An 18,352-nucleotide genomic window follows, 5' to 3' on the forward strand; every position below is an offset into this window, starting at 1 on the left:
CTCGGGAGACGAAGCCTCAGGAGGAGGCGTCCCCGAGGGCCAGTTGGACGAGGGCGTCGACGTCCATGGAGCCGATGCCGTTGGTGTCGGTGGCGTCCGTGGCGTCGGTGCCGGCGTCCCGAGGCGGTGCGCCCGGCGCGTGGTTCTCGCCCTCCGCCAGGGCGAGCACGGCCGTCAGCAGGCCGCTCTCCCGCCACTTGGCGTAGGGGATGGCGGCGAGGGCGTCACGGAGGCGGGCCTCGTCCCGCTCGGCCACCGCGGGAAGCGGACCGGTGGCCGACTGGGGTTCCGCGAAGAGTTCGTCGTGGAGGTGATCGGCGAGGTGCCGCGGGGTGGGATGGTCGAAGACGAGGGACGGGGGCAGCCGCAGGCCGGTTTCGGCGCTCAGTCCGTTGCGCAGTTCGACGGCGGTGAGGGAGTCGAACCCGACGTCCTTGAAGGGCCGGTCGACGTGCACCGCGCGATCGGCGGACCGGCCGAGCACGGAGGTCGCCCGTTCCTGGACGAGTTCGCGCAGGGCCCGGCGCCGTTCCCTCTCGGGCCGGTCGGCCAGGCGTCGCACCAGACGCTCGCGAACGTCCTCGGCCGCGCCGACCGTCGTGCTCCTCGTGGCGCTTCCCGTGGTGATCCCCGTCGTGCGTTCGTCCCCGGCGGGGCCGCCGGTGCCGAGGGCGCGGACGGCGCGGACGGTGCTCAGCAGGCGGCTGGGCCGACGGCCGGTGAACGCGGGAACGAACCGCTCCCACTCCACGTCCGCCACCACCACCGCGCCGTCCCCCGCCTCCAGCGCACGCCCCAGTCCCAGCAGTGCACGCCGGGGCTCCATCGTCCGCAGCCCGCGGCGCTCCAGCTCCACCGCACCCACACTCGACACCATTCCCCCGCCCGACCACGGGCCCCACGCCACGGACAGTCCCGCGTCGCCGCGGCCTCGGCGCGCTTCCACGACCGCGTCGGCGCACGCGTTCGCCGCCGCGTACACGCCCTGCCTGCCGCTCCCCCACACGCCCGCGATCGACGAGAACACCACGAACGCCTCCAGCCCCCGTCCCCGCGTCAACTCGTCCAGATGCGCGGCACCTTCCGCCTTTGCCGACCAGACGTCGGCCAGGTGTTCCTCGTCGACCTCGTCGATGGGCGTGGAGTCGGGTACGCCGGCGGCGTGGAAGACGGCATCGACGCGGTGCCGGGCGAGGAGGGCGGCGACCGCATCACGGTCGGCCACGTCGCACCGTTCGACATGTACCCGTTCCGCTCCCGCGGCGCGTACCTCCTCCACGAGCCGGCCCGCGTCCGGGGAGTCGGGGCCGCGCCGGCCGGCGAGCACGACCTCGTGCGCGCCCCGCTCGGCGAGCCAGCGCGCCACGTGCCCGCCGAGGGCACCGGTGCCGCCGGTGACGAGCACCCGCCTCGGCGACTTCCAGCCGGTCACGGCCGGCAGGGGGGCCGGATGCTCGCGAAGACGACGCGCGAAGGTCCTGTCGGCCCGCAGGGCGAGCTGGTCCTCGTCCGAGGAGGCGACCGCTGCCGCGAGCAGGCCGGGCGTGTGCGCATCGGGCGTCGACGGCAGGTCGATCAATCCGCCCCAGCGGTCGGGGTGCTCCAGGGCCGCCACCCGCCCGAGCCCCCAGACGGCGGCCCGTTCCGGATGCACGGGGCCGTCCGCGGGGTGCCCGACGGACACGGCACCGGTGGTGACGCACCAGACGGGGCCGGTCGTGCCGACGTCGCCGAGCGCCTGGACGGCGGTGAGGGCCCAGGGGAACGAGTCGGGCAGGACGACCACTCCGGCGAGGGAAGCACCACGGACCGCCGCGGCCAGGTCGCGGGCCAGAGAGGTGCGGTCGGCGCGCGTCGGGACGGCGAGCGGCAGGCAGCCGGGCAGCGCCTCGACGACGGTGTCGAGCCCCTCCGATCCGTCGGCCGGGTGGAGCACCAGCCATCGCCCCGTTCCGCCGGGTGCCGGAGGCGGCGTGACCGGCTCCCAGGTGATGCGGTACCGCCAGCCGTCCACCTGGGCGCGCAGGGACCGCTCCCGCCGCCGAGCGGCGAGACCGGACACGACCTTCTCGACGACCTCCTCACCGACGCCGAGGGAGCGCGCCAGTTCACGGGACTCCCCGGGAGCGACCGCCTCCCAGGTGTCGGCACCGTCCACGACGCCGACGCCTTCGGGCTGGTCCGCCGTACGCGCCCGCTTCGTCTGCGGCCAGAACCGCTCGTGCCGGAAGGCGTAGGTCGGAAGTGTCACCCCTTCCGTGGACCTGGCACCGATCACCGACGCCCAGTCGACCGCCATCCCGGTCGTGTGCCCGGCGGCCACGCTCTCCAGGATCGTGTCCACCTCGTCGCGGTCCTTGCGGAGGGTGGCTGCGAACAGCAGTCTCTGCTCGTCCGGCACGCAGGTGCGGGCCAGGGCGGTGAGGGTGGCGTCGGGGCCGACCTCCACGAACCGGGTGACGCCCTCCGCCGCCAGGGCGGCGACACCGTCGGCGAACCGGACCGCCTCACGCACGTGGCGCACCCAGTACTCGGCGGTGGTCAGCTCGTCCTCGATGGCGAGCCGGCCGGTGACGTGGGAGACGACCGGGAGGGCCGGGGCGGTGTAGGTGATGCCCTCGGCGACTTGGCGGAAGGCGTCCAGCATCGGTTCCATCAGGGGTGAGTGGAAGGCGTGCGAGACCCGCAGACGGGTGGTGCGGCGGCCCTGTGCGGCCAGCTCCGCGGCCACCTCGGACACGGCCCCTTCGTCGCCCGCGATCACCACGGCGCGGGGGCCGTTGACCGCGGCCACCGACGCCTCACGCCCCTTGAGCAGGGGCAGCACCTCGTCCTCGGCGGCCTCCACCGCCACCATCGCCCCACCCGACGGCAGAACCTGCATCAGCCGGCCCCGCGCGCTCACCAGCGCACACGCGTCCTCCAGGGACAGCACCCCCGCCACGTGCGCGGCCGCGATCTCACCGACCGAATGCCCGCCCACGAAGTCCGGGCGCACCCCCCAGGACTCCAGCAGCCGGAACAACGCCACCTCGACCGCGAACAGCGCCGGCTGCGTCCACTCCGTGCGTGCCAGACGCTCCGCGTCACCGCCGAAGACGACGTCCCTCAGCTCGCCGCCGACGTGCGCGCACACCGCGTCGAAGGCCTCCGCGAACACCGGGAACGCCGCGTACAGCTCCCGCCCCATCCCCGCACGCTGCGCCCCCTGACCCGAGAACAGGAACGCCGTGCGGCCCTCGGTGACGGTGCCCACCGTGACCTGGGGAGCGGCACGGTCTTCGGCGAGCGCCAGGAGCCCGGTCATGAGTTCTTCGCGATCACGCCCCCGGATCACGGCTCGGTTCGTGAAGGAGGTCCGCTGCGTCGCCAGCGCGGCGGCCACGGCGTCGGGGCCGATGTCCGGGCTGGTCCGGACGTATGCGTGCAGACGGATCGCCTGTGCACGAAGGAGGTCACCGCCCTCGCCCGAGACGAGCCACGGAGTCAGGGGCGGAGCGTCAGACTCCGCCGGCTGGGCGGTCGTCTCCTGCGGGGCTTGTTCGAGGATGACGTGGGCGTTGGTGCCGCTCAGCCCGAACGAGGACACACCCGCCCGCCGGGCACGGCCGGTGTCGGGCCACTCCCGCCGCTCGGTGACCAGTCGCACGGCGCCGGCCGACCAGTCCACCCGGGAAGAGGGCGCATCCACGTGCAGCGTCGCCGGCAGCACACCGCGCCGCAGCGCCTCCACCATCTTGATCACACCGGCCACCCCCGCCGCCGCCTGCGTGTGACCCAGGTTCGACTTCACCGACCCCAGCCACAAAGGGCGCTCGCGGTCCTGGCCGTAGGTGGCCAGCAGCGCCTGCGCCTCGATCGGATCCCCCAGCCGGGTCCCCGTCCCGTGCGCCTCCACCGCGTCCACGTCCGCCGCCGACACCCCCGCGTCCGCCAGCGCCGCGCGGATCACCCGCTGCTGCGACGGACCGTTCGGCGCCGTCAACCCGTTCGACGCACCGTCCTGGTTCACCGCCGAACCCCGCACCACCGCCAGCACCCGACGACCGTTCGCCTGCGCGTCGGACAGCCGCTCCACCAGCAGCACACCGACACCCTCACCCCACCCGGTCCCGTCCGCCCCCTCCGCGAACGCCTTGCACCGGCCGTCCCCCGCCAGACCCCCCTGACGGGCGAACTCCACGAAGGCACCCGGCGTCGACATCACCGTCACCCCGCCCGCCAGCGCCAGATCGCACTCCCCCCGCCGCAGCGACTGCACCGCCAGATGCAACGCCACCAACGACGACGAGCACGCCGTGTCCACCGTGACCGCCGGCCCCTCCAGCCCCAGCACATAGGCCAGACGACCGGACATCACACTCGCCGCGTTGCCCGTGCCCACGTACCCGCCGAAGTCACCCTCCGCCACACCCAACAAGGCCGGATAGTCCTGCCCGTTGGTCCCCGCGAACACCCCCACCCGAGCCCCGCGCAACGACCCCGGATCGACACCCGCCCGCTCCACCGCCTCCCACGACGACTCCAGCAACAACCGCTGCTGCGGATCCATCGCCACCGCCTCACGCGGCGAGATCCCGAAGAACTCCGCGTCGAACCCGGCCACGTCGTCCAGGAAACCCCCCAGCCGCACACCACCCGCATCCGGCATGCCGAGAGCGGGCACTTCGGACCAGCCGCGGTCGGCGGGGAACTCACCGATGGTGTCCTCGCCGCGCAGGAGTACGTCCCAGAACTGTTCGGGGCTCTCCACTCCGCCCGGGAAGCGGCAGCCCATCCCGATGATGGCGATCGGGTCGTCGGACGGCGTACCGCTCGGGCCGTTCGGGGGCGCGGGGACCGTGGGGACGTCCTGCTGTGCCGACGGGCCGAGGGATGTCAGCAGGTGGTCCACGACCGCCCGGGGAGTGGGGCAGTCGAACGCGAGCGTGGCCGGCAGCGTCAGGCCGGTCTCACGGCTGAGGGTGTTGCGCAGCTCGAGGGAGGTCAGGGAGTCCAGCCCCAGCTGGGTGAACGGCAGGTCGAGGCCGACGGATGTGCCCGGCGCGTGTCCCAGTACGAAGGACAGGGTGGTGCGCACGAGATCGGTCACGGCGTCGCGGCGCCTCGGCTCCGGCAGCTGCGCGAACCTCTCGTGAGCAGGGGTTCCTTGAGCGGCCGCAACCGCCGTGCGCAGGGCCGGACGGCCCGTCAGGGAGCGCAGCAGGGGCGGGAGCCGGTCGGCGGTGCGGCGCAGGGCGGCCCGGTCCAGGCGCAGCGGTACGGGAGTGCCGCCGGTATGGGCCAGGGCACGGTCGAAGAGGGCCAGGGCGTCGTCGGTGGGCAGCGCCATGACGCCGTTGCGTGCGGCCCTGCTGTGGGCGGCACCGGTCAGCTCCCGGGTCATGGAGCTGTCGGCCTCCCACAGCCCCCAGGCGATGGACAGCGCGGGGCGGCCCTCCGCCCGCAGGGCGGAGGCGAAGGCGTCGAGGAAGCTGTTCGCGGCCACGTAGTTGGCCTGGCCGGGGCCTGCGAGGGTGGCCGCGGCCGAGGAGAACATCACGAACGCCGACAGCCGGTGGTCCCTGGTGAGGTCGCGCAGGTTGCACACGGCGTCGACCTTGGGGCGCAGCACGGCGGAGAGCCGGGCCGGGGTGAGGGAGGTGATGACTCCGTCGTCGAGGACGCCGGCGGCGTGGACCACGGCGCCGAGGGGATGGTCGTCGGGGATCTCGCGGATGACGTCGGCGAGGGCGTCGCGGTCGGCGGCGTCACAGCTCACCACGGTGGCCCGAGCACCGTGGGCGGCCAGTTCGGCGACCAGTTCGGCCGCTCCCGGGGCGTCCGTTCCGCGACGCGTCAGGAGCAGGAGGTGCCGGACGCCGTGACGGACGACGAGGTGGCGGGCCGTGGCCGCTCCTACGGTGCCGGTGCCGCCGGTGATCAGGACGGTCCGGTCCGGGTCGAAGGCCGCGACGGCGGTTCCCGCTGTGGCGCCCGCCCGGGTGGCGTCCGCCCGCGTGAGGGAGGGGGCGAGGACCCGTCCGCCGCGGAGCGCGAGCTCCTCGTGGCCGAGGCGGGCGGCGAGAGCGATGTCGTCGTCCGAAGGGGCTTCGTCGGTGTCGAGGAGCAGGAAGCGGCCCGGGTTCTCGGACTGGGCCGACTTCACGAGCCCGCGGACCGCGGCGGCCTCCAGGTCGGTGGCCGTCTCGTCGCCGGTCACGGCGACCGCGCGCCGGGTGACCAGCAGGAGGCGCGAGCGGGTGGCGCGGGGGTCGGTGAGCCAGCGCTGGAGCAGGGCCAGGGCGTGCGCGGTGGACGTGTGCACACCGGCTGCCGTGACGGCGCCGGCGGAGTTCCAGGGGACGACGACCAGTTCGGCGTACGGGGTGTCGGAGACGTCTTCGAGGATGTCGTCCGGGCCGGTGAGCCGGGTCGTCGAAGCGGGTTCCGGCAGGGAGGCGGGCCCGGCGGGGGTCCAGGCGACGGTGTAGAGGTCTCCGGTGAGCCCCGGGGCGTCCGCCGGGAGGTCGTTCGGATCGTGAGGTGTGACCGAGACCGCCTGCGCGGTCAGTACGGGGGTGCCCGTGCCGTCCAGCAGCCGGAGCGTGGCTCCGGTGCCGGAAGCCGGGGTGATGTGGACGCGGACCGAGGTGGCCGCGTGGGCGTGCAGGGTGAGACCGGACCAGGTGAGCAGCCGGGGGGCGGGGTGGCCGAGCGCGGTGAGGGCGACCAGCGCGCCGTCCAGGAGGGCGGGGTGCACGGCGAACCGCGCGGCATCCGCCTCCTGGCCCTCGTCCAGCGCGACTTCGGCGAAGATGTCGTCCGCCCGGCGCCAGACGGCCTTGAGGGAGCGCGGAGCCGGATCCGCGGCGTCCTGGACGTCGAGGGCTCCGTACAGCTCTTCGGGATCGACCGGAACCGCTCCGGAGGGCGGCCAGGTTCCCTCCGTGCCGGCGGGGCTGCCGGCCGGTTCCTCGTCCCGGACACGGATCAGTGTGCCGTGGGCGTGGCGCGTCCAGGGCCGGAGCTCGTCGGTCCGGTCGGCGTCGGGGGCGAGCGGCCGTGCGTAGAGGGCGAAGCGCCAACGGTCCTCGCCGTCGCCCGCCTCGGTGACCGTCTGCACCTCGGTCTCACCGGTGGCCGGGAGCGGCAACGGGACGTCGATGTGCAGTTCGGCGAGGTGGTGGGCGCCCAGGGCGCGTCCGGTGTGCAGGGCGAGGTCGGTGAGGACGGATCCGGGCACCGAGGTGCTGCCGCCGGTGGCGAGGCCGGCGAGCCACGGCTGGTTGCGGCGGGAGAGGCGTCCGGTCGCCATGACGGTGGTCGAGTCGGCGAGATGGGTGCCGGCGGACAGCAGCGGGTGGTCGCCGCGGCGGCCGGGGTGGCCGGTGACCGGGTCGAGCCAGTAGCGGCGCCGCTCGAAGGCGTAGGTGGGCAGTTCGGCGAGGGGGTGGGGACCCGGGAGGAGGGCGTTCCAGTCGACGGTCAGTCCCGTGGTGTGCAGGGACGCCAGGGCGGACACGACGGTGTGCGCCTCGTCGCGGTCCTTGCGGAGGGTGGCTGCGAACAGCAGTCCCTGCTCGTCCGGCACGCAGGTGCGGGCCAGGGCGGTGAGGGTGGCGTCGGGGCCGACCTCCACGAACCGGGTGACGCCCTCCGCCGCCAGGGCGGTGACGCCGTCGGCGAACCGGACCGCCTCACGCACGTGGCGCACCCAGTACTCGGCGGTGGTCAGCTCGTCCTCGACGGCGAGCCGGCCGGTGATGTGGGAGACGACCGGGAGGGCCGGGGCGGTGTAGGTGATGCCCTCGGCGACTTGGCGGAAGGCGTCCAGCATCGGTTCCATCAGGGGTGAGTGGAAGGCGTGCGAGACCCGCAGACGGGTGGTGCGCCGACCCCGTCCGGCCAGCTCCGCGGCCACCTCGGACACGGCCGCCTCGGCGCCGGAGATCACCACGGCGCGGGGGCCGTTGACCGCGGCCACCGACGCCTCACGCCCGTCCAGCAGCGGGACGATCTCGTCCTCGGCTGCCTCCACCGCCACCATCGCCCCACCCGGCGGCAGCGCCTGCATGAGCCGGCCCCGCGCTGCCACGAGCGTGCAGGCGTCCTCCAGGGACAGCACCCCCGCCACGTGCGCGGCCGCGATCTCACCGACCGAATGCCCGCCCACGAAGTCCGGGCGCACCCCCCAGGACTCCAGCAGCCGGAACAACGCCACCTCGACCGCGAACAACGCCGGCTGCGTCCACTCCGTGCGTGCCAGGCGCTCCGCGTCACCGCCGAAGACGACGTCCCTCAGCTCGCCGCCGACGTGCGCGCACACCGCGTCGAAGGCCTCCGCGAACACCGGGAACGCCGCGTACAGCTCCCGCCCCATCCCCGCACGCTGCGCCCCCTGACCCGAGAACAGGAACGCGACCTTGCCGCCGCGGCGTGCGCTGCCGGTCACCGTGTTCGCCGTGGACTCACCGGCGCTGAGAGCGCGCAGACCGGTGAGGAGGGCGCCCCGGTCGGTGCCGAGGACGACGGCGCGGTGTTCGAAGAAGGTGCGCCGGGTGGCCAGTGTGTGGGCGACGGCCCGGTCGTCCGCGCCGGGGTGGGCCTCGATGTGGTCCAGGAGGGCACGAGCCTGTCCCTCGAGGGCGCCGGGGGTGTGCGCGGAGAGGATCCAGGGCAGCACCGGCGACGTGTGTGCGGCCGGCCGGGCCGTGTCCACGTCGTCACCCCGGCTGACGGCCGCGTCGTCGTCCGGGCCGGCGGGCGCGTCGTCGGCCGGTTCGGCGGGCGGGGCCTCCTCCAGGATGACGTGGGCGTTGGTGCCGGAGACACCGAACGCGGACACTCCCGTACGACGCGGGCGTCCGGTCCGCGGCCAGGCGACCGGCTCGGTGAGCAGGCGTACGTCGCCCTCGGTCCAGTCGACCTTCGTGGTGGGGGTGTCGACGTGCAGGGTGCGCGGCAGACGTTCGTGGCGCAGGGCCTGGACCATCTTGATGACGCCGCCGACCCCTGCCGCGGCCTGGGTGTGGCCGATGTTCGACTTGAGGGAGCCCAGCCACAGGGGCCGGCCGTCCGGCCGGTCCTGGCCGTAGGTGGCGAGCAGGGCCTGCGCCTCGATCGGGTCGCCGAGGGGGGTGCCGGTGCCGTGCGCCTCGACGGCGTCGACGTCGGCCGGGGAGAGTCCGGCGGAGGCCAGCGCTGCGCGGATGACGCGTTGCTGCGCGGGGCCGTTGGGGGCGGTGAGACCGCTGCTCGCACCGTCCTGGTTGACGGCGGAGCCGCGGATGACGGCGAGGACCTGGTGGCCGTTGCGGCGGGCGTCGGAGAGGCGTTCGAGCAGGAGCAGGCCCGCGCCCTCGCCCCAGCCGGTGCCGTCGGTCGCCTCGGCGAAGGACTTGCAGCGTCCGTCGGGCGAGAGTCCGCGCTGCCTGCTGAACTCCAGGAAGGTGACGGGGGTGGACATGAAGGCGACGCCGCCGGCCACGGCGAGGTCGCATTCCCCGGCGCGCAGTGCCTGGACGGCCAGGTGCAGGGCGACCAGCGAGGAGGAGCAGGCGGTGTCGACGGTCAGGGCCGGGCCTTCGAAACCGAAGGTGTAGGAGATGCGGCCGGAGGCGATGCTGGCCGCGCTGCCGTTGCCGAGGTGGCCCTCGACCCCTGCGGGCGGCTCGAGGAAGCGGGTGGCGTAGTCGTTGTACATCACGCCCGCGAACACGCCGGTGGCACTGCCGCGCAGGTCGGAGGGGCGCAGGCCGGCGCGTTCGAGGGCTTCCCAGGTCAGTTCGAGCAAGAGCCGCTGCTGCGGGTCGGTGGCGAGTGCCTCGCGGGGTGACATGCCGAAGAAGGCGGGGTCGAAGTCGGCGGCGTCGTGCAGGAACCCCCCTTCCCGCGTGGAGCAGGTCCCCGGGTGGGCGGGGTCGGGGTGGTAGAGGGCGTCCAGGTCCCAGCCCCGGTCGTCGGGGAAGCCGGAGATGCCGTCCGTGCCGGTGTCGACGAGGTGCCACAGGTCTTCGGGGGTGCGGACCCCGCCGGGGTAGCGGCAGCTCATGGAGACGACCGCGATGGGTTCCGTCGCCTTGGCCTCGACCTGGCGCAGCCGCGCGCGGGTGCGCCGGAGGTCGGTGGAGACTCGGGTCAGGAAGTCGCGAAGCTTGTCCTCGCTCACGGAGCGGTCTCCCTTCGGCGGCGGGCGCGGAGGCTCGCCGGTGGGGGCACGGGCCATCGTGTCGGCCCCGGCACCGTGGGTGCCGGGGCCGGGCGAGGGCGGGTCCGGCGCCGGCGCCCTCGCGGAGGGCGGCCGTGGCGCTCCCGGTGCCGGGCCGTCCTCCAGGGCGATTATGGGGACGGCCCGGGACGGTTCCGGAGGTTCGGCCGGGGCTCTAAGAGAACTCCTAGCCTTGTCGCGCGGTTTCCCGGGCGCCCGGGTGTCCGCCGGGGCCGGCAGCCGCCCAAGCCGTGAGCCTCCCGGGCCTGAGCCGCCCGGTCCTCGTCCGCCGGGCCGTGCGGCGGGGGGCGCCGCTCACAGGCGGGCGGTCGCCTCCAGCGCTCCGTCCGGCAGCGGCGGCAGCAGGCCCAGCCGGGCGGAGCGGTCGAGCAGGGTGCGGACGGCGTGCAGGCCGTCCCGGCCGAGTCCGAGGGTGAACTCGTTGACGTAGAGGCCGATGTGCTGGTCGACGACGTCCGGTTCCATCTCCTGGGCGTGCCGCAGGACGTAGGCGCGGGAGGCGGTGGGTGTGCGGCGGGCGGCGCGCAGCGAGTCCCGTACGGCGTCGGCGATCCGGTGCAGCAGGGGCTCGCCGAGGGAGCGGCGGGCGACGATGGCGCCGAGGGGGATGGGCAGGCCCGTCAGCTTCTCCCATTCCTCGCCCATGTCGGCCACGCGGTGCAGACCGTGGCGCCCGTAGGTGAAGCGGGCCTCGTGGATGACCAGGCCGGCGTCGACGCGGCCGTCGCGGACGGCCGGCATGATCTCGTGGAACGGCAGGACGGTGATGTCGCCGATGCCGCCCGGTACGGCTTCGGCCGCCCACAGCCGGAACAGCAGGTAGGCGGTGGAGCTGGTGCTGGGGACGGCGATCCGGGCCCCGGTCAGTGCGGCGGGCCCGCGGGGTCCGGCGGACAGGACGAGGGGACCGCACCCGTAGCCGAGGGCTCCGCCGCACGGCAGCAGGGCGTAGTCGTCCAGGGCGTGGGGCAGCGCGCCGTAGGAGATCTTCAGCACGTCCAGTTCACCGCGTGCGGCCATCCCGTTGGTGACGTCGATGTCGGCGAAGGTGAGCCGCACCTCGGGGGCTTCCGGGAGCAGCCCCTCGGTCCAGGCGTGGAAGACGAACGTGTCGTTGGGGCACGGCGAGTGCGCCAGGGTCAGCGGTGGCGTCATGGGCAGGGGCTTCCTCGGTCTGCGGTCTGCCGCCCGGCCCGGAACGTGCCGTTCGGCCCGGGGCGTGCCGGGTGGCACGGGGTCGTCGCCCTCAGCAAAGCCGTTGCGGGTATGGGGTTTTCCCCAGACTGCCCTCCCCGAGGATGGGAGGGCCCCACCCGGCGCGGTGTCGACGCCCCGTCGTCCGGCCGGGGCCCGTGGCGTCCGGATCGTTGGCCGGCTCCGCGGGTTCCCGCCGGCCTGCTTCGACGCGACCGCCCGGATGGTGCGGCTGTGATCCGTCCCGCCCGGCCGTCCCTGGGCGGGACGACCGGTCCACGGTCCTCGGGAGTTCGTCGCGTTCCGGGGCCGACGAGCCACGTGCTGCGCGTGCTCGGACCCACTACGTGTGCCACGAGGCACTGATCGAGGAGGTTCCCGGCCATGGACGCTGGGCTCAAGCGCGAGCTGGAGGAGAAGGTCCGCTCCGGTGAGCGGCTGTCCCGTGAGGACGGCATCGCGTTGTACGAGTCGGACGACCTGGCCTGGCTGGGCGGGCTGGCGCACGAGGTGCGGACGCGGCTGAACGGCGACGTGGTGCACTTCAACGTCAACCGCCACCTCAACATGACGAACGTGTGCACCGCCTCCTGCGCGTACTGCTCCTTCCAGCGCAAGCCGGGGGAGAAGGACGCGTACACGATGCGCATCGAGGAGGCGGTGCGGCTGGCCAAGGCGATGGAGCCGGAGAACCTCACCGAGCTGCACATCGTCAACGGGCTGCACCCGAACCTGCCGTGGCGCTACTACCCGCGTTCCCTGCGCGAGCTGAAGGCCGCCCTGCCGGGGGTGTCGCTGAAGGCGTTCACCGCCACCGAGATCCACCACTTCGAGACCATCTCCGGGCTGTCCGCCTCGCAGATCCTCGACGAGCTGATCGACGCGGGCCTGGAGTCGCTGACCGGCGGCGGCGCGGAGATCTTCGACTGGGAGGTGCGGCAGCACATCGTCGACCACCGCACCCACTGGGAGGACTGGTCGCGCATCCACCGGCTGGCGCACCAGAAGGGGCTGAAGACCCCGTGCACCATGCTCTACGGCCACATCGAGGAACCCCGCCACCGGGTGGACCACGTGCTGCGGCTGCGTGAGCTGCAGGACGAGACCGGCGGCTTCCAGGTGTTCATCCCGCTGCGCTACCAGCACGACTTCGTGGACGTGAAGGACGGCAAGGTCCGCAACCGGCTGCAGGCGCGCACCCGGATGGCCACCGGCGCGGAGGCGCTGAAGACGTTCGCCGTCTCCCGGCTGCTGTTCGACAACGTGCCGCACGTCAAGGTCTTCTGGGTGATGCACGGCGTGCAGACCGCGCAGCTGGCGCTGCAGCACGGCGCGGACGACATGGACGGCTCGGTGGTCGAGTACAAGATCACGCACGACGCCGACAACTACGGCACCCCGGACAAGCTGACCCGCGAGGACCTGCTGGACCTGATCCGCGACGCCGGCTTCCGCCCGGTGGAGCGCAACACGCGCTACGAGATCATCCGCGAGTACGACGGCCCCGACCCGGCACGCCGGGAGTCCCCGCAGCCGATGCGGGTCTGACCCGGCGGACGGCACCGTGGTCTCCTCCCTCCCGCGTCCGCAAACCCACGACGACCCCGCCAGGCAGGTGTGAATGTCCCCCAGACGACGAACAACGAGGACCTGGAAGTCTGGATCGACCAGGACCTGTGCACCGGTGACGGCATCTGCGCCCAGTACGCGCCCGAGGTGTTCGAGCTGGACATCGACGGACTGGCCTACGTGAAGAGCGAGCAGGACGAACTGCTGCAGGAGCCCGGCGCGGCGACGAGGATCCCGCTGGAGCTGCTCACCGACGTGGTCGACTCGGCCAAGGAGTGCCCCGGCGAGTGCATCCACGTCCGCCGCGTCGCCGACGGGGTCGAGATCCACGGGCCCGACGCGGTGGACGCCTGACCGCCCCCTCCCCCGCCGGGCGGGGCCGCCGGACCGGTCCCCCGGCGGGCCGGCGGCCCCGCCCCTCCTCCTCACCGCACCCCCGCGACCCGCGCCCGAGGCCCCCTGCCCGCGGAGCGGGCACGTCGACACCCGGGAAGGACACCCTCGTCCCATGAGCACCACCCCCTCCGACAACCTGTGGATCCGCAGGTTCCGGCCCTCCCCCGACGCGGCCGACCGCCTGGTGTGCTTTCCGCACGCCGGCGGATCGGCCAGTTTCTACGTGCCCGTCGCGGCCGCGCTGAGCCCCGGTGTCGACGTCCTCGCGATCCAGTACCCCGGACGCCAGGACCGCCGCGGCGAACCGGCGCCCGCCTCCGTCGCCGAACTCGCGGACGGGGTGGCGGCGGCGCTGGCCGGCTGGGACGACCGTCCGCTGACCTTCTTCGGGCACAGCATGGGGGCCCTGGTCGCCTTCGAGACGGCCCGGCGTGCGGAGCGTGCCGGGAGCGGACCGGTCCGGCTGTTCGCCTCGGGCCGGCGTGCCCCCTCCAGGACCCGTGACGAGCGCGTGCACACGCTCGACGACGACGGGGTGGTCGCCGAACTGCGCGCCCTGGCCGGCACGGACGCCAAGGTCCTCCAGGACGAGGAGCTGCTGCGCATGGTGCTGCCCGCCATCCGCAGCGACTACCGGGCCGTGGAGACCTACCGCTGCGAGCCCGGCGCCCGGGTGCGCTGCCCCGTCACCGTGCTGACCGGGGACGCGGACCCCCGCACGACGCTGGAGGAGGCCCGCGCCTGGAGCGGGCACACCGAGGCCGGCTGCGACGTGCGCGTCTTCTCCGGCGGCCACTTCTTCCTGTCGGAACGGCCCGACGAGGTGCTGGCCGTGCTGACCGAGCACTTCGCCGCCGCCCGCGTCACCGGCCGGGCCTGACCCCCGCCGCCCTCCCTCCCCCCGCCCCTCCCCCTCGACCCGTTCCGGGAGCCGTGCACCATGACCGAGCAACTCGCCCCCGAGGCACCGGCGCCGGCACCGACCCCGGTGCGCCGGCGCCGGCCCCGGGTGGGACACATCCAGTTCCTCAACTGCCTGCCGCTGTTCTGGGGGCTGGCCCGCACCGGCGCCCTCCTGGACATGGAGCTGCGCACCGACACCCCGGACGGCCTCAACGACGCGCTGACCGCGGGCGACCTCGACATCGGTCCGATCAGTCTGCTGGAGTTCCTGCGGCACGCGGACGACCTGGTGGCCCTGCCGGACATCGCGGTCGGCAGCGACGGCGACGTGATGTCCTGTCTGATCGTCAGTCAGGTGCCGCTGGAGGACCTCGACGGTCAGCGCGTCGCGCTGGGCTCGACCAGCCGCACCTCCGTGCGCCTGGCGCGGCTGCTGCTGGCCGAGCGCGTCGGGGTGCGTCCCGAGTACTACGTCTGCCCGCCCGACCTGCGCACCATGATGTCCGAGGCGAAGGCCGCCGTGGTCATCGGTGACGCGGCGCTGCGCGCGGCCCTGCACGAGGCGCCGAGGAGGGGGCTGCGGGTGCACGACCTGGGCCGGATGTGGAAGGACTGGACGGGTCTGCCCTTCGTCTTCGCCGTCTTCGCGGCCCGTCGCGACTTCCTGGCCCGGGAACCGGAGCTGGTGCGCCGGGTCCACGCCGGTCTGCTCGCCTCCCGCGACCTGTCGCTGGCCGAGGTGACCAAGGTGTGCGAACAGGCCGCCCGGTGGGAGGAGTTCGACGCCGCGACGCTGGAGCGCTACTACACCACGGCGCTCGACTTCAGCCTCGGCCGGGCCCAGCTCGCCGGCATCTCCGAGTTCGCCCGCCGGGTCGGCGGCGACGACGCGGGTTTCCCGCCCGACGTCGTGGTCCGGCTGCTCGAACCCGCTGCTTCCTGATCCCGTCCCCGACCACGCCCGGAAAGGCCGGCCCCGTGTCCCGACCCGCGCACCACCCCCTGCAGTCCGTCCTCGACCGTGCCGCCGCCGGTGGGCGGATCACCCCCGAGGAGGCGCTCGACCTCTACCGCGACGCCCCGCTGCACGCGCTGGGCGCCGCCGCCGACGCGGTGCGCCGCCGGAAGTACGCCGGCACCGAGCACATCGCGACGTACATCATCGAGCGGAACATCAACTACACCAACGTGTGCGTGACGGCGTGCCGGTTCTGCGCCTTCTACGCCGCGCCCAAGGACACCGCCAAGGGCTGGACCCGCGACCTGGACGACATCCTGCGGCGCTGCGCCGAGACGGTCGAGCTCGGCGGCACCCAGATCATGTTCCAGGGCGGCCACCACCCCGACTACGGCGTGGAGTACTACGAGCGGCACTTCGCCGCCATCAAGCAGGAGTTCCCGCAGCTCGTCATCCACAGCCTGGGGGCCAGCGAGGTCGAGCACATGGCCCGGATCTCCAAGGTGAGCGTCGAGGAGGCCATCACCCGGATCCACGCGGCCGGGCTCGACTCCTTCGCCGGCGCCGGCGCCGAACTGCTCCCCGAGCGCCCGCGCAGGGCGATCGCCCCGCTGAAGGAGTCCGGCGAGCGCTGGCTGGAGATCATGGAGATCGCGCACAGCCTCGGCGTGGAGTCCACCTCCACCATGCTGATGGGCACCGGCGAGACCAACGCCGAGCGCATCGAGCACCTGCGGATGATCCGGGACGTGCAGGACCGCACGGGCGGCTTCCGCGCCTTCATCCCGTACACCTACCAGCCCGAGAACAACCACCTGAAGGGCCGCACCCAGGCCACCCTCTTCGAGTACCTGCGGATGATCGCCGTGGCCCGCCTGTTCCTGGACAACGTGGCCCACATCCAGGGCTCCTGGCTGACCACCGGCAAGGAGGTCGGCCAGCTCTCCCTGCACTACGGCGCGGACGACCTCGGCTCGATCATGCTGGAGGAGAACGTCGTCTCCTCCGCCGGCGCCAGGCACCGCTCCAACCGGCTGGAGATCATCGACCTGATCCGCAGGGCGGGACGGGTCCCGGCCCAGCGCTCCACCACGTACGAGCACCTGGTCGTGCACGACGACCCGGCGAACGACCCCGTCGACGACCGCGTGGTCTCCCACATCTCCTCCACCGCCATCGAGGGCGGCACCGCCCACCCGGAGCTGAAGCTCCTGTCCGCCAACTGACGACCCGGGCTCCCCCACCCCCACCCCTGCGCACAAGGACGGAGAAGCCCATGGCGGGCGCCATTCACGCCGCGGGTCTGGTGAAGACCTTCGGCGAGGTCCGGGCCGTCGACGGAGTCGACCTGGACGTGCCGGAAGGCAGCGTGCTGGGGCTCCTGGGCCCCAACGGAGCGGGCAAGACGACCATGGTGCGTCTGCTCACCACGCTGCTGCGCCCCGACGCGGGCACCGCGACCGTGGCCGGTCACGACGTGGTCCGCGACCCGGACGCGGTGCGGCTCTCGATCGGTCTGTCGGGTCAGTTCGCGGCCGTCGACGACCGGCTCACCGGCCGCGAGAACCTCCGCATGATCGGCGAGCTGTACGGGCTGCGCTCCCGCGCGGCCCGGCGGCGCGCCGACGAACTGCTCGGCCGGTTCGACCTGGCCGGCGCCGCCGACCGGGTGTCGAGCACCTACTCCGGCGGCATGCGGCGCCGGCTGGACCTGGCCTGCGCGCTGGTGGTGAGGCCCTCGGTGATGTTCCTGGACGAGCCGTCGGTCGGGCTGGACCCGACGAGCCGGCTGCTGCTGTGGGACGCCGTCGAGGACCTGGTGCGGCAGGGCACCACGCTGCTGCTCACGACGCAGTACCTGGAGGAGGCCGACCGGCTCGCCCAGGATCTCGCGGTGGTCGACCGCGGACGGATCGTCGCCCGTGGCACTCCCCACGACCTCAAGGCCCGGGCCGGCGGCCGGCGCATCGAGCTGGTCGTGCCCTGGCCCGAACAACTCGACACCGCCGCACGGCTGCTGGCCCGGCTCACCGGCCGTGCCCCGGACGTCGACCGGCCCCGGGCCACGGTGTCCGCGCCGGCCGACGGCGGGGTGCGGCTGCTGGCGGAGGTCGTCACCGCGCTGGACGCCGAGGGCATCGAGATCACCGACATCGGGCTGCGCCGCCCCACCCTGGACGAGGTCTTCCTGGCCCTGACCGAGAACGGCCCCCGGGACACCGGACGGACCGCGGTGGGCGTCGGCGCGCCGAACGGGAAGGAGTGGTGAACGTGCCGGCGACGGCGCCCGCCGTACCCGAGCTGAAACCCGGTACGGCCGCCAAGGCCCTGCGCGACGTCCTGGTGGTGACGCGGCGCAACGTGATCCGCATGGTCCGGATCCCCGAGGTGCTGATCCTCAGCCTGGTGCAGCCCGTGGTGTTCGTCCTGCTCTTCGCCTACCTCTTCGCCGGCTCCTTCGGCCTGCCCGGCGCGGAGGGTCCGGCGGCCTACCGGGAGTTCATGATGCCGGGGTTCTTCGCCCAGACCATCGCGTTCGCCACGGCCAGCAACAGCAGCGTCGGCATGGCCACCGACGTGCGGAGCGGCATGGTGGACCGGTTCAGGTCGCTGCCGATGGCGCGGGGCGCGCTGCTGACCGGGCGCACGGTCGCGGACCTGGTGCAGAACGCGGCCGTCATGGTGGTGATGGTCCTGTGCGGGCTGCTGGTCGGCTGGCGCGTCCACCACGGTCCGCTCCGGGCGGCCGCGGCCTTCGCGCTGCTGCTGCTCATGGGGTACGCGCTGTCGTGGGTGGGCGTCCTCATCGGGCTGTCGGTGCGCGCCCCGGAGGCGGCGGCGACCAGCAACTTCCTGTGGCTGTTCCCCCTGACCTTCCTGTCCAACGCGTTCGTGGCGCCGTCCACGCTGCCGACGGTGCTGCGCTGGGCCGCCGAGTGGAATCCGCTGAGCGCGACGGTGCAGGCGGCACGCGAGCTGTTCGGCAATCCGGGGCCGGCCGCCCCCGGGTCCTGGCCCGCGCAGCATCCGGTGCTGGTCTCGGTGGCCTGGTCGGTGGTCGTCGCCGTGGTGTGCCGGACGCTGGCGGTGCGCCGCTGCCGTGCGGCCGGTGCCTGAGGGGG

General features: G+C 73.8%; 9 protein-coding genes. 7 read left to right on the forward strand and 2 right to left on the reverse strand.

Annotated elements, in window-relative coordinates; translation table 11 throughout:
* Window positions 1-16 precede the first annotated feature (16 nt).
* Both GL259_RS03820 and GL259_RS03825 read right to left on the reverse strand, forming a co-directional pair.
* Window positions 17-10,150 (reverse strand): type I polyketide synthase, encoded by a 10,134-nt coding sequence (locus GL259_RS03820; RefSeq protein WP_243762241.1) that lies wholly within the window; start codon window positions 10,148-10,150, stop codon window positions 17-19.
* Window positions 10,151-10,504: 354 nt separating this feature from the next.
* A complete protein-coding gene (locus GL259_RS03825) occupies window positions 10,505-11,365 on the reverse strand; it encodes a 1,4-dihydroxy-6-naphthoate synthase (protein WP_159529161.1) in 861 nt (286 codons plus the stop codon).
* Window positions 11,366-11,788: 423 nt separating this feature from the next.
* Here GL259_RS03825 and mqnE point away from each other — a divergent pair, with 423 nt between their 5' ends.
* The 7 genes from mqnE (at window position 11,789) to GL259_RS03860 (ending at window position 18,347) form a co-directional block, all read left to right on the forward strand.
* A complete protein-coding gene (gene mqnE, locus GL259_RS03830) occupies window positions 11,789-12,952 on the forward strand; it encodes an aminofutalosine synthase MqnE (RefSeq protein WP_159529163.1) in 1,164 nt (387 codons plus the stop codon).
* A gap of 69 nt (window positions 12,953-13,021) precedes the next feature.
* The gene (locus GL259_RS03835; RefSeq protein WP_159529165.1) at window positions 13,022-13,327 is read left to right on the forward strand and encodes a ferredoxin; all 306 of its coding nucleotides are present in this window, start codon (window positions 13,022-13,024) and stop codon (window positions 13,325-13,327) included.
* Window positions 13,328-13,481: 154 nt separating this feature from the next.
* Window positions 13,482-14,249, forward strand: a complete 768-nt coding sequence (locus tag GL259_RS03840; RefSeq protein WP_159529167.1) for an alpha/beta fold hydrolase — start codon at window positions 13,482-13,484, stop codon at window positions 14,247-14,249.
* Window positions 14,250-14,309: 60 nt separating this feature from the next.
* The gene (locus tag GL259_RS03845; RefSeq protein WP_159529169.1) at window positions 14,310-15,215 is read left to right on the forward strand and encodes a menaquinone biosynthesis protein; all 906 of its coding nucleotides are present in this window, start codon (window positions 14,310-14,312) and stop codon (window positions 15,213-15,215) included.
* 35 nt (window positions 15,216-15,250) lie between these two features.
* Window positions 15,251-16,456, forward strand: a complete 1,206-nt coding sequence (mqnC, locus tag GL259_RS03850) for a cyclic dehypoxanthinyl futalosine synthase (RefSeq protein WP_208026425.1) — start codon at window positions 15,251-15,253, stop codon at window positions 16,454-16,456.
* A gap of 50 nt (window positions 16,457-16,506) precedes the next feature.
* Window positions 16,507-17,499 carry an ATP-binding cassette domain-containing protein gene (locus tag GL259_RS03855; RefSeq protein ID WP_159529171.1) on the forward strand — a complete coding sequence of 331 codons (993 nt, stop codon included), beginning with the start codon at window positions 16,507-16,509 and terminating at the stop codon, window positions 17,497-17,499.
* On the forward strand, window positions 17,496-18,347 hold the full coding sequence (locus GL259_RS03860) for an ABC transporter permease (protein ID WP_159529173.1): 852 nt from the start codon (window positions 17,496-17,498) through the stop codon (window positions 18,345-18,347). The genes GL259_RS03855 and GL259_RS03860 overlap by 4 nt, the downstream gene beginning before the upstream one ends.
* Window positions 18,348-18,352: the final 5 nt, after the last annotated feature.

Source organism: Streptomyces sp. Tu 3180, assembly GCF_009852415.1.
Taxonomy (GTDB): domain Bacteria; phylum Actinomycetota; class Actinomycetes; order Streptomycetales; family Streptomycetaceae; genus Streptomyces.